The 12,795-nt window shown below is 37.5% G+C and carries 8 protein-coding genes and 1 pseudogene; 6 read left to right on the forward strand and 3 right to left on the reverse strand.

Annotated elements, in window-relative coordinates; genetic code table 11:
• Positions 1-167 precede the first annotated feature (167 nt).
• Positions 168-896 carry a M50 family metallopeptidase gene (locus FG27_RS16970; protein ID WP_037321227.1) on the forward strand — a complete coding sequence of 243 codons (729 nt, stop codon included), beginning with the start codon at positions 168-170 and terminating at the stop codon, positions 894-896.
• 633 nt (positions 897-1,529) lie between these two features.
• Here the strand turns inward: FG27_RS16970 and ltrA (FG27_RS16975) are convergent.
• Entirely contained in the window at positions 1,530-2,792 is a 1,263-nt protein-coding gene (ltrA, locus tag FG27_RS16975; RefSeq protein WP_037314197.1) for a group II intron reverse transcriptase/maturase, read from the reverse strand.
• A gap of 589 nt (positions 2,793-3,381) precedes the next feature.
• On the opposite strand from ltrA (FG27_RS16975), the gene FG27_RS18805 reads away from it, so the two are divergent.
• From FG27_RS18805 to FG27_RS19615, 4 genes and pseudogenes are all read left to right on the forward strand, one after another.
• Positions 3,382-4,218: an AraC family transcriptional regulator gene (locus FG27_RS18805; RefSeq protein WP_051935913.1), complete on the forward strand. Its 837-nt coding sequence runs from the start codon at positions 3,382-3,384 to the stop codon at positions 4,216-4,218.
• 6 nt (positions 4,219-4,224) lie between these two features.
• Entirely contained in the window at positions 4,225-5,691 is a 1,467-nt protein-coding gene (locus FG27_RS18810) for a S41 family peptidase (RefSeq protein ID WP_081912640.1), read from the forward strand.
• A 59-nt stretch (positions 5,692-5,750) separates the two neighbouring features.
• Positions 5,751-6,443 carry an aspartate/glutamate racemase family protein gene (locus tag FG27_RS16990; RefSeq protein ID WP_037321228.1) on the forward strand — a complete coding sequence of 231 codons (693 nt, stop codon included), beginning with the start codon at positions 5,751-5,753 and terminating at the stop codon, positions 6,441-6,443.
• Between the two features lie 720 nt (positions 6,444-7,163).
• A pseudogene (locus tag FG27_RS19615) lies at positions 7,164-7,400 on the forward strand (hypothetical protein); the annotation flags it as partial.
• Positions 7,401-7,781: 381 nt separating this feature from the next.
• Here the strand turns inward: FG27_RS19615 and ltrA (FG27_RS17000) are convergent.
• Positions 7,782-9,044, reverse strand: a complete 1,263-nt coding sequence (gene ltrA, locus FG27_RS17000) for a group II intron reverse transcriptase/maturase (protein ID WP_037315631.1) — start codon at positions 9,042-9,044, stop codon at positions 7,782-7,784.
• A 643-nt stretch (positions 9,045-9,687) separates the two neighbouring features.
• Between ltrA (FG27_RS17000) and FG27_RS17005 the strand changes: the two genes are divergently transcribed.
• Positions 9,688-10,632, forward strand: a complete 945-nt coding sequence (locus tag FG27_RS17005) for a TlpA disulfide reductase family protein (protein WP_037321231.1) — start codon at positions 9,688-9,690, stop codon at positions 10,630-10,632.
• A gap of 104 nt (positions 10,633-10,736) precedes the next feature.
• Here the strand turns inward: FG27_RS17005 and ltrA (FG27_RS17010) are convergent, their stop codons facing one another.
• The gene (gene ltrA, locus FG27_RS17010; RefSeq protein WP_037315631.1) at positions 10,737-11,999 is read right to left on the reverse strand and encodes a group II intron reverse transcriptase/maturase; all 1,263 of its coding nucleotides are present in this window, start codon (positions 11,997-11,999) and stop codon (positions 10,737-10,739) included.
• Between the last annotated feature and the right edge of the window lie 796 nt (positions 12,000-12,795).

A 12,795-nucleotide genomic window follows, 5' to 3' on the forward strand; every position in this document is an offset into this window, starting at 1 on the left:
ATTTGAAGACGTCTCACAACAAAATATAAAAACAATGCTTATTTTGGTCTTAAATTAAAAGTCCGTGCTCGCTTGCAACGCCTGATTGTCCTGCGGACAATCACGCTCGCCAGCTCGCACAGTTTTTATACGAGACGTTGTGCACAATTAGTAGAAAAAACGAATAAATGACATCAAAAATTATTGAAATCGCTCTTTTATTAATTATCCCATTGGTTGTAATTGGTATTCACGAATTAGGACATTTAATTACGGGGGTCTATCTAGGTTTTAGATTGGAGCTTTTTATACTGGGACCTCTAGGAATAAAAAGAGATGAAGATAAAATTAAAATTTATTTTAATAAAAATATTGCTCATTATGGAGGAATTACGTCAACGATACCCAGAAAAGATAGTCCTGAAAATAATAGAAAATTTGCACTAATTCTTTTAGCAGGACCAATTACATCATTATTTCTCTCCATATTCTTAGGTGCATTATATTATACCTTAGAATTTCAATTCTCAAAATTCCTTCTAATTGGATCATTAACTTCATTAGGAATATTTTTAGTTACTACCATTCCTAATAAAACAGGAATGTTTTTTACAGATAGGAAACGTTATCAGAGATTAACAAAAGATGGACCTGAAAAAGATGTGGAATTAGCTCTTTTAAGAATTATTGGAAACTATGGAAAAGACAATTCCTATAAAAATGTGAATCCAAACGATATTGAACTAGTAATTCAAGATAAAGATTATAAATATTTTGGCCTCTTCACTAAATTAACTTACGAACACGAGACAACAGGAAAATTTGACTTAACAACTAAGCGTGAATTTGAGAAAAAATCGAACGAGATGCCAAAATCTTCGGTTAAGGCAATGAGAATGCAATTAGAAAAATTATAATATAATAACTGTGCACAACATTATATAAAAACAATGCTCAAATCTGTCTCGAATCGAAACTCCGTGCTCGCTTGTTCAGCGGATTGTCCTGCGGACAATCACGCGCGCCCGCTCGCACAGTTTTTATACGGGACGTTGTATACTATTGCTGGCAGCGAATGGTCATCTTTTGAGGATCCTGGGCTTATGTTAGGAGGTATAGCTAAAGGAAATGGAAGGACATACTTTTTGGTAGCGTCCCCAAGTATTTAGCGATGAGATCGTGGAGAGTTTTTCAACTATCCAAACGTTATCACGTTACTAATACTTGTGGTTAAGGTAGTTGAAGTTTTGGAACTAGTCAATGGGGAAACTCCCTTAATTTTTTCCTTTAGCTTTACGGACAATTTTAAAAGCCCGCCCCTTATTCCACGGATGTTTAGATCTCCTTCTAAACACAATGTAAACGGGGCACGGACCTTAAAAGAAGTATTTTTATTATTGCGCTCCAATCAACAGTCCCTGTTAACCTGATCCTAGCGGATAAGATAAACAGTATACAATCGAGTAGACGGCTCCGCCGTTAATTGACGGAGTGCGCCTCTCACACCACCATACGTACGGGTCTCGTATACGGCGGTTCGATAATGAAACTTATCGATTATAGTATTCGATTAAACCAACATAACCTTTCATTTTTAAGCGTTTTATGGTAATAGTGGTACGCAAGATAGGACTCTGGGCTACAGCCCAGCCGCCCATTCGGGTGCGACTCCAGGCATAGGCTTGATCTGGATTAATACCCAATCGAATAAGGTTTTTCCGTTTTCGTTCGGGCTTTTTCCAGTGATGCCAGATGCAATACCGTAAACGATTCCTTAGCCATTCTTCCAGCTTCTTAAGCTTTCCCTGAATGGATGCCGGTTTAAAGTAATTGATCCAGCCCCTTAACAATAAGTTGATGCTGTGGATACGTTCTTCAAAGCTTGCAGGAATTGTCTTTTTGGTAATATATTTAAGTTTTGACTTAAATATTTCCCATTTTGACGCTTCTGCCACAAGCTGGTATTTGGCCTTTTCTCCTTTCTTGTAGGTTGGTACAAAACCAAATCCCAATACCTTAAAGGTTAAAGGTTTACGTATGCCACTTTTCTCCCTATTGATTGGAAGCCGGAGTTTGTCCCGGAGAAATTTGTAGATACTATTACCTACGCGTTTCGCAGCGGGTTTACTTCGAACGTAAATACTAAAATCATCGGCATATCTTACATAGCGGTGTCCTCGCTTTTCCAGTTCTTTATCCAGCTCATTGAGCAGAATATTGGAGAGCAAAGGACTTAAGGGAGAACCTTGCGGGACTCCTTTCCTGCGTTTATGCAACTTGTCGTTAATTTGTATCGGAGCTCTTAAAAATGACCGCAATAACTTTAAAGTAGCCCGGCATTTTACCTTTTTGAATATCAAGTCTAACAGTACATCGTGGGCCACTTCATCAAAGAAGCTCTTTAAATCAATATCGACGATGTTTTGGTAGCCAGAATTGATATTTTCAAGGCTCTGTGCAACGGCTTGATGGGCATTGCGGTTTGGTCTGAATCCATAACTATAATTTTGAAAGGCTGGCTCAAATACTGGTTGCAAAACCTGATGTAATGCTTGCTGAAATACCCTGTCGACAACCGTGGGAATACCGAGTAAACGTTTCTTCCCGTTGCTTTTTGGTATTTCAACTCCCAGTATTGGAGCCACCTGATATTCCCCTCGTTCTATCTGCCGGGCGTATTGTTTACCGTGAGCTTTTAGAATAGATTGGAGTCCTGTTATTTGGACGTTATCTATACCTGCTGCTCCTTTGTTGCGATACACCTGACGGAAGGCTTGGTTTAGGTTCTTTTTACTTGTTAATTCTTTAATCATTAATACTAAAACAAATTTGTTGTCTCGCTTGATCGAAGGCTATTATTCTACCGGAAGGCTATCCGTAACATAAAATAACTCCAAGGTTCATTAAAGACCATTATCGTTCAGTCCTTCACCGGCTTATCAGGTGACCGGCTACTATGACTTCGGCTGACTTCTCCATCAAGCCATCCCGTGGCTATGGAGATCTCCCCAGGTAAGAACATCTTCTTTCCCCTGATTCCTGCCGGATCTACTACTTCGGTATTCATTTCGAAAGAAATGTTTAGGACATCACAATGATGTGCTTGCTCATCCAACCTTGTAGCCTCATATCCGGTTCCTGTTCGTCAGCACCAGGGTTTGTAGTCCCGCTTCCTTCAGTCCCAACTTCGCAGTTGGCAACCTTGCGGCTTACTAATGGTTCAAGGCGTCACCCCTGCCCATAAGGGACTTGCACCCTTTAGATTAATCTTTTACCTTTCGGTAAAAGAAAAGATGCCCATGCTGGGCACACACACCATCTAACTGCAATAGCCGCGAAAATGCGCCTACAGCAGTTAGATAAACGTTGGCAACAAGCCAAAACAAACAGCTAAAATAAAAGATGAAGTCGGTAATTATAGAACCTAAGAATGAAGTATTAAAGAAGTACATCCAATATTTCTTATTTTTCAAAAAAACTGACAACAACATTCTAAACTATACTACATTCCCCAATAATAATCTTTGTCTTGCCATTTATAAAGAAAACGCTATAAATTATATCAACCATTCAAAAAACAATAATTGTATAATAACTAAGGGAAATAAAGACTTCACAAGCAGGTTTTACGGATTTCATAGCGAACCTTTCAATGTTAATATAAATTCTTCTCTTGATCAAATCTGTATTATTTTTCATCCTTCTGCTATAAGAGCATTCATTTGTGAATCCTATGACGACTTAATGGATTCGGATAATGTTTTAGAATATTTTTATGATATAAGTGTAAACGATTTAGTACAAGTATTTGAAAATAATAATTTTTCAAATAAAGCTGATAAGCTCGAACAACTATTTCTAACAAACTTAAAATATGAAGTGCCTGATAAAATAAAAGAAGCTTTGTATAATATACCGGAGCACAATAGTGACCATTTCACAGTTGACACATTAGCTAAAAACCTTAGCATAAGTACGTCAACATTGTTCCGTTTATTTAAAAATTATGTAGGACATAACCCTAAATCTTATTTGAAGACTTTACGCTTTAGAAGCGCTTTAAACGAAATTCTAAAGGAACAAAGTACGTTGACGAGAATAGGACACTTCCATAATTACCATGACCAAGCTCATTTTATCAATGACTTTAAATCCTTATCAGGTCATTCACCAAGGGAACTACGTGAAATAGCCTCAGTACAGCAAAATAATTTTACCTGGATTTATAATAAAAAATAAATATGAATGATTTTTACAATTGTTTGGACGATGAATATTCTTTTTTTGTTCTCAAAAATAGATATAATGAAACGGTTTCTGATTGTAATAAGTTTGTTTGTTGTAAGCTCAGGATTTAGTCAAAAAAACTGCTCTTGTGAAAAAGCTCTTGATAATTTAATTACCAAAATTGAAAGTGACTATCCGGGATTTGAAGAAAAAACTAAAGATTCACTGGTTTATAGCAGCTTAAAGAGACAATTAGCAAGAGAATCTAAAAATATTGATAACTCACGCTGTATTGACGTTTTAAAAAAATATACATCTTATTTTAAAGACGGTCATATTTGGATTCTACCAAATGAACAAAGAAAACCAATAGAAAATAAACAGACTGAAGAATTAGATGTAGATATTTCTAATTTTAAAAAAAGGGTTGGCAAAACAAGTGATAGTTTAGAGGGAATTTGGGAAAATGAAAATTATACGATTGGTATAAAAAAAACAGACCAAGACGAATACACCGGATTTATAATTTCTAGCAATAGTACCAATTGGAAACCAAAACAAATTAAATTTAAACTAATTGGCGAAAAAGAGGTAAATTATTATGCGTCAGACCATTCATTACATAAAGTCAATTATAAATTGTTTGAAGATTATATTCTTCACATTAACCTTTTTAAGGCAAATTTCGTTAAACAAGATGCAGGGTACAATTTGGATTCTGCAAAAATAAAAAAGGCAATTGACAAATTAGATGGCTTTTACTTTGAAAAATTGACAAAAAAAACATCCCTTATAAGGCTGTCAAGTTTCAATTATCCATATATCGATCGGATTGAAAAATTAATAGTTGATAATGAAAATCTATTTCAAAACAGTGAAAATCTGATTATTGATATTAGGAATAATGGCGGTGGAACAGACGCAGCATACCAAACGCTACTTCCCTTTTTAAGTTCAGGCCCAATAAGGAGTATTGGCACAAAACTTTTATCTACAGAAGGTCTCATTGAAGGAGTTTCAAAGTATAGGAATGAACTAGTGGAAAAGGATGCAGATGCAAATGAGGAGAAAATCAAAGAATTAGATTTAAAAATTCAGCTGTACAGGAAAAATTTGGGTAAATATATTGAAAACGTGGATGGAGCAATAACAATTGATACAATAGAAGTAGTAAAAAATAGTCCAAAACAAATTGTTATTCTTGCCGATAAAATGGTAGGAAGTGCGGCAGAAAATTTTTTGTTAAAAACCAAGCAAAGTAAAAAGGTAAAAGTTTTGGGGACTCCGACTTCTGGTGTATTAGATTATGCCAATGCTTATTTCTTCAAATTTGGTTGTGAGAACTACAAATTGTTGTTACCAACATATAAATCATTGAGGCTGCCAGATTATCCAATAGATAACATAGGGGTACAGCCAGATATATATCTGGATAACTCCATTGAAGATTGGTTACAATTTACAGTAGATTATCTTGAAAACTAAAAGGCATAAGCTGTTCTGGGCACAAAAATCTTATATTAATTTAAAATATACGAATAAAAGTGAAAAAAATAGGGTTAATTGGAGGAATGAGCTGGGAATCTTCGAAAGTTTACTATGAAATAATTAACGAAAAAGTTCGTACAATTTTAGGAGGATTCCATTCATCTAAGTGTGTTATGGAGTCCGTTGATTTCTCAGAAATTGAAAAACTTCAACACAAAAAAGACTGGAATTCATTGAACAGGTTGATGATAAATTGTGCAAAGAATTTAGAGAATGCAAAAGCTGATGTTATTGTTTTATGTACTAATACAATGCATTTATGCGGCGAAGAAATTATAAAAAATATAGACATTCCCTTTTTACATATAGCAGTAGCAACAGGGGGAAAAATTAAAGAGAAGAAAATAAATAAGGTTTTATTACTTGGTACAAAATTTACAATGGAAGAGGGATTTTTCAGAAGCATATTAAATAATGATTTTGGAATTGAAGTAATTATACCAAAGGAAAGAGATAGAAAGATTGTACATAAGATTATATATGAAGAACTCGTTTATGGGAAAATATTATCCTCATCAAAAAATGAGTATCAGAAAATAATTAATAATTCTGTTGAAACTGGAGCTCAAGGAGTAATTTTAGGGTGTACAGAAATCCCTTTATTAATCAAAGGTAGCGATGTAAATATTCCAGTTTTTGATACGACAAGAATTCACGCTGAAAGTGCTGTAGAATTTGCTTTACAATAGGGCCAGTTGCCAACACTGTATAAAAACAATGCTAAATTCATTCTCAAATCGAAAATCCTTGCTCACTTGCATAGCTGATTGTCCTGCGGACAATCACGCCCGCCCGCACAGTTTTTATACGGGACGTTGTGAGCCATTGCAGGAGTTGACAAAATTATTTAAAAATAAAATTTAAATGTTCTACAAAAAGATTCCTCTTATTAATATTTCTGATTACTTGACGTATATTAAGTATAATCCCAATAAACACTTTCAATTTGATATTGTATACAATTATATCACCCATATCCAGGTGTTCGGACATAACCTTAACACTGATACTCCTGAAATTCAGAATCAAGATGATTATGTAATTCTCTTTTATTTCAGTGAAAATATGAGAGATGTTAAGAGTAGAAAACGTCTAAAAGAATCAGAAAAACTTTTCATTTCGAAGAACTTAAAGAAAAGAACGGATCCCTTAGTTATTATATACGAATTGAAAAGGACTTGATTAAACTCCATAGTGTTTTAAAATTCTTAGTTGAGGAAATTTATCAATTTAAAAAGACCGAATTTTATCACGTTAACTTTTATGAGATTAAATCGGAATCGGATATTCAACAAATTACGCACTTTAAAATCAATCGGTTAAGAGAATTATTCAAGTAATAATGGCAGAAAAGCGACGACGGAATTAAATGTAAAAGTTCTTGATTAGCTGCCAAAACAACGGACTCACAACAACATATAAAAACAATGCTTAATTCAGTATCAGATCAAAACATTGTGCTCACTTGCTCAGCGGATTGTCCTGCGGACAATCACGCACGCCTGCTCGCACAGTTTTTATACGAGACGTTGTATACTATTGCTGGCAGCGAATGGTCATCTTTTGAGGATCCTGGGCTTATGTTAGGAGGTATAGCTAAAGGAAATGGAAGGACATACTTTTTGGTAGCGTCCCCAAGTATTTAGCGATGAGATCGTGGAGAGTTTTTCAACTATCCAAACGTTATCACGTTACTAATACTTGTGGTTAAGGTAGTTGAAGTTTTGGAACTAGTCAATGGGGAAACTCCCTTAATTTTTTCCTTTAGCTTTACGGACAATTTTAAAAGCCCGCCCCTTATTTCACGGATGTTTAGATCTCCTTCTAAACACAATGTAAACGGGGCACGGACCTTAAAAGAAGTATTTTTATTATTGCGCTCCAATCAACAGTCCCTGTTAACCTGATCCTAGCGGATAAGATAAACAGTATACAATCGAGTAGACGGCTCCGCCGTTAATTGACGGAGTGCGCCTCTCACACCACCATACGTACGGGTCTCGTATACGGCGGTTCGATAATGAAACTTATCGATTATAGTATTCGATTAAACCAACATAACCTTTCATTTTTAAGCGTTTTATGGTAATAGTGGTACGCAAGATAGGACTCTGGGCTACAGCCCAGCCGCCCATTCGGGTGCGACTCCAGGCATAGGCTTGATCTGGATTAATACCCAATCGAATAAGGTTTTTCCGTTTTCGTTCGGGCTTTTTCCAGTGATGCCAGATGCAATACCGTAAACGATTCCTTAGCCATTCTTCCAGCTTCTTAAGCTTTCCCTGAATGGATGCCGGTTTAAAGTAATTGATCCAGCCCCTTAACAATAAGTTGATGCTGTGGATACGTTCTTCAAAGCTTGCAGGAATTGTCTTTTTGGTAATATATTTAAGTTTTGACTTAAATATTTCCCATTTTGACGCTTCTGCCACAAGCTGGTATTTGGCCTTTTCTCCTTTCTTGTAGGTTGGTACAAAACCAAATCCCAATACCTTAAAGGTTAAAGGTTTACGTATGCCACTTTTCTCCCTATTGATTGGAAGCCGGAGTTTGTCCCGGAGAAATTTGTAGATACTATTACCTACGCGTTTCGCAGCGGGTTTACTTCGAACGTAAATACTAAAATCATCGGCATATCTTACATAGCGGTGTCCTCGCTTTTCCAGTTCTTTATCCAGCTCATTGAGCAGAATATTGGAGAGCAAAGGACTTAAGGGAGAACCTTGCGGGACTCCTTTCCTGCGTTTATGCAACTTGCCGTTAATTTGTATCGGAGCTCTTAAAAATGACCGCAATAACTTTAAAGTAGCCCGGCATTTTACCTTTTTGAATATCAAGTCTAACAGTACATCGTGGGCCACTTCATCAAAGAAGCTCTTTAAATCAATATCGACGATGTTTTGGTAGCCAGAATTGATATTTTCAAGGCTCTGTGCAACGGCTTGATGGGCATTGCGGTTTGGTCTGAATCCATAACTATAATTTTGAAAGGCTGGCTCAAATACTGGTTGCAAAACCTGATGTAATGCTTGCTGAAATACCCTGTCGACAACCGTGGGAATACCGAGTAAACGTTTCTTCCCGTTGCTTTTTGGTATTTCAACTCCCAGTATTGGAGCCACCTGATATTCCCCTCGTTCTATCTGCCGGGCGTATTGTTTACCGTGAGCTTTTAGAATAGATTGGAGTCCTGTTATTTGGACGTTATCTATACCTGCTGCTCCTTTGTTGCGATACACCTGACGGAAGGCTTGGTTTAGGTTCTTTTTACTTGTTAATTCTTTAATCATTAATACTAAAACAAATTTGTTGTCTCGCTTGATCGAAGGCTATTATTCTACCGGAAGGCTATCCGTAACATAAAATAACTCCAAGGTTCATTAAAGACCATTATCGTTCAGTCCTTCACCGGCTTATCAGGTGACCGGCTACTATGACTTCGGCTGACTTCTCCATCAAGCCATCCCGTGGCTATGGAGATCTCCCCAGGTAAGAACATCTTCTTTCCCCTGATTCCTGCCGGATCTACTACTTCGGTATTCATTTCGAAAGAAATGTTTAGGACATCACAATGATGTGCTTGCTCATCCAACCTTGTAGCCTCATATCCGGTTCCTGTTCGTCAGCACCAGGGTTTGTAGTCCCGCTTCCTTCAGTCCCAACTTCGCAGTTGGCAACCTTGCGGCTTACTAATGGTTCAAGGCGTCACCCCTGCCCATAAGGGACTTGCACCCTTTAGATTAATCTTTTACCTTTCGGTAAAAGAAAAGATGCCCATGCTGGGCACACACAAAGTATAAAAACAATGCGGCAACCTGTGTCTAATCGAAAGTCTTGCGTACTTGCTGCGTCTGATTTTCCTGCGGAAAATCATCGCCGGCAATCGCCGCACTGTTTTTATACGGGACGTTGGCAAATATTTAAAAGTAAAAGATGATTCAAACAAGATTAGAATTTAAGTTAAAAGCTATTCCGCTAGTATTAGTAATGCTACTTTCCATTTGTTCCTGTGAAACAAAAGAAACTGATCCTTACAAGGAACTTGTTTTCACTAAAGGATTACCTGAAACTCTTGCCCCTTTTGAAAAGGATCTACCCTTTCAAAATTTTAGTTATTCTAATTTGGAGACCGGATCTGATACCCTTCAGGCAATGTTAGGAACTTTTAATCAAGGATCAACTGTAGGATATTGGATGGCAATAGTAACAAACGGAATTCCAGCGAATTTTTCAACAGTAACCCTTGAAGAAATTGATACTTTAAATTATCGGACAAAGGATATTGATATGGAATTTAATGGGGGCAGAAATAGAATTTCAGTTCGGGTTGTGGAAATGGATTCCTCATCGAGAAAAATAAAATATGCATGGTTAGTAGATTCGAAGTTATCAAAGAAAGCCATTGTAAATAACATTGAAAAGCCACTTCAAATAAATTCTCAATTTCCAGAGATGAGTCTTGAGTCTATAAGCGGACAAGAAATTTCCTCAAATCAATTCAAGAATCAATTTATTGTAATTAATTGGTGGGCAACTTGGTGCGCACCTTGCATCAAAGAGATTCCTGGCTTAAACGAAATAGTTGATAAGTATAGAAATAATGAAAATGTAAGATTTATAGCAATTACCGATGATCAGAAAAGCAGAATAACTGATTTCTTAAAGAAAAAGGACTTTCAATATGAAATGACCTTTGCAAATTCAGAAGTGCGAAATTTGTTTGGAAATTCTTATCCTACTAATATTATTATAGATCCAACGGGTAAAATAATTTATATGCAGACAGGGGCTGGAAGTCATACTCCATCAGAGATAGAATCCTCTTTAAAACTACAATTAGAAAAATTTAACAGACAAGAATTAATTCTGGGGGAATAAGAACATTTGCCAATCGAGTAGACGGCTCCGCCGTTAATTGACGGAGTGCGCCTCTCACACCACCATACGTACGGGTCTCGTATACGGCGGTTCGATAATGAAACTTATCGATTATAGTATTCGATTAAACCAACATAACCTTTCATTTTTAAGCGTTTTATGGTAATAGTGGTACGCAAGATAGGACTCTGGGCTACAGCCCAGCCGCCCATTCGGGTGCGACTCCAGGCATAGGCTTGATCTGGATTAATACCCAATCGAATAAGGTTTTTCCGTTTTCGTTCGGGCTTTTTCCAGTGATGCCAGATGCAATACCGTAAACGATTCCTTAGCCATTCTTCCAGCTTCTTAAGCTTTCCCTGAATGGATGCCGGTTTAAAGTAATTGATCCAGCCCCTTAACAATAAGTTGATGCTGTGGATACGTTCTTCAAAGCTTGCAGGAATTGTCTTTTTGGTAATATATTTAAGTTTTGACTTAAATATTTCCCATTTTGACGCTTCTGCCACAAGCTGGTATTTGGCCTTTTCTCCTTTCTTGTAGGTTGGTACAAAACCAAATCCCAATACCTTAAAGGTTAAAGGTTTACGTATGCCACTTTTCTCCCTATTGATTGGAAGCCGGAGTTTGTCCCGGAGAAATTTGTAGATACTATTACCTACGCGTTTCGCAGCGGGTTTACTTCGAACGTAAATACTAAAATCATCGGCATATCTTACATAGCGGTGTCCTCGCTTTTCCAGTTCTTTATCCAGCTCATTGAGCAGAATATTGGAGAGCAAAGGACTTAAGGGAGAACCTTGCGGGACTCCTTTCCTGCGTTTATGCAACTTGCCGTTAATTTGTATCGGAGCTCTTAAAAATGACCGCAATAACTTTAAAGTAGCCCGGCATTTTACCTTTTTGAATATCAAGTCTAACAGTACATCGTGGGCCACTTCATCAAAGAAGCTCTTTAAATCAATATCGACGATGTTTTGGTAGCCAGAATTGATATTTTCAAGGCTCTGTGCAACGGCTTGATGGGCATTGCGGTTTGGTCTGAATCCATAACTATAATTTTGAAAGGCTGGCTCAAATACTGGTTGCAAAACCTGATGTAATGCTTGCTGAAATACCCTGTCGACAACCGTGGGAATACCGAGTAAACGTTTCTTCCCGTTGCTTTTTGGTATTTCAACTCCCAGTATTGGAGCCACCTGATATTCCCCTCGTTCTATCTGCCGGGCGTATTGTTTACCGTGAGCTTTTAGAATAGATTGGAGTCCTGTTATTTGGACGTTATCTATACCTGCTGCTCCTTTGTTGCGATACACCTGACGGAAGGCTTGGTTTAGGTTCTTTTTACTTGTTAATTCTTTAATCATTAATACTAAAACAAATTTGTTGTCTCGCTTGATCGAAGGCTATTATTCTACCGGAAGGCTATCCGTAACATAAAATAACTCCAAGGTTCATTAAAGACCATTATCGTTCAGTCCTTCACCGGCTTATCAGGTGACCGGCTACTATGACTTCGGCTGACTTCTCCATCAAGCCATCCCGTGGCTATGGAGATCTCCCCAGGTAAGAACATCTTCTTTCCCCTGATTCCTGCCGGATCTACTACTTCGGTATTCATTTCGAAAGAAATGTTTAGGACATCACAATGATGTGCTTGCTCATCCAACCTTGTAGCCTCATATCCGGTTCCTGTTCGTCAGCACCAGGGTTTGTAGTCCCGCTTCCTTCAGTCCCAACTTCGCAGTTGGCAACCTTGCGGCTTACTAATGGTTCAAGGCGTCACCCCTGCCCATAAGGGACTTGCACCCTTTAGATTAATCTTTTACCTTTCGGTAAAAGAAAAGATGCCCATGCTGGGCACACACAAAGTATAAAATCAATGCTCAAACCATTGCCAAACCGAAACTCGGTGCTCTTTTGCAGCGCTTGATTGTCCGCAGGACAATCAAGCTCGCCAGCTCGCACAGTTTTTATACGAGACGTTGTGCGGCATTGAAAACGTAGCAGAGCGCAATCGGCAACTTTAAGTTTATCAGCGAAATTGGTCTTTTCGGGATGAAAAAAAGCTACGGGTTAGCGGATAATCACTCAGACGCAATCAATTCGCAAGTGGCGCTTTTTTTATTTTTTTTGGAAGTTTTAGCTTGTGAATATTAAAAT

The organism is Salegentibacter sp. Hel_I_6, from assembly GCF_000745315.1.
In the GTDB taxonomy this organism is placed as follows: domain Bacteria; phylum Bacteroidota; class Bacteroidia; order Flavobacteriales; family Flavobacteriaceae; genus Salegentibacter.

What these genes read in the sequence shown, in the direction of transcription:
- ltrA (WP_037314197.1), bottom strand. Translation starts at nt 2,792, where the DNA reads ATGATTAAAGAATTAACAAGTAAAAAGAACCTAAACCAAGCCTTCCGT.
- FG27_RS16970 (WP_037321227.1), top strand. Translation starts at nt 168, where the DNA reads ATGACATCAAAAATTATTGAAATCGCTCTTTTATTAATTATCCCATTG.
- ltrA (WP_037315631.1), bottom strand. Translation starts at nt 9,044, where the DNA reads ATGATTAAAGAATTAACAAGTAAAAAGAACCTAAACCAAGCCTTCCGT.
- FG27_RS18805 (WP_051935913.1), top strand. Translation starts at nt 3,382, where the DNA reads ATGAAGTCGGTAATTATAGAACCTAAGAATGAAGTATTAAAGAAGTAC.
- ltrA (WP_037315631.1), bottom strand. Translation starts at nt 11,999, where the DNA reads ATGATTAAAGAATTAACAAGTAAAAAGAACCTAAACCAAGCCTTCCGT.
- FG27_RS17005 (WP_037321231.1), top strand. Translation starts at nt 9,688, where the DNA reads ATGATTCAAACAAGATTAGAATTTAAGTTAAAAGCTATTCCGCTAGTA.
- FG27_RS18810 (WP_081912640.1), top strand. Translation starts at nt 4,225, where the DNA reads ATGATTTTTACAATTGTTTGGACGATGAATATTCTTTTTTTGTTCTCA.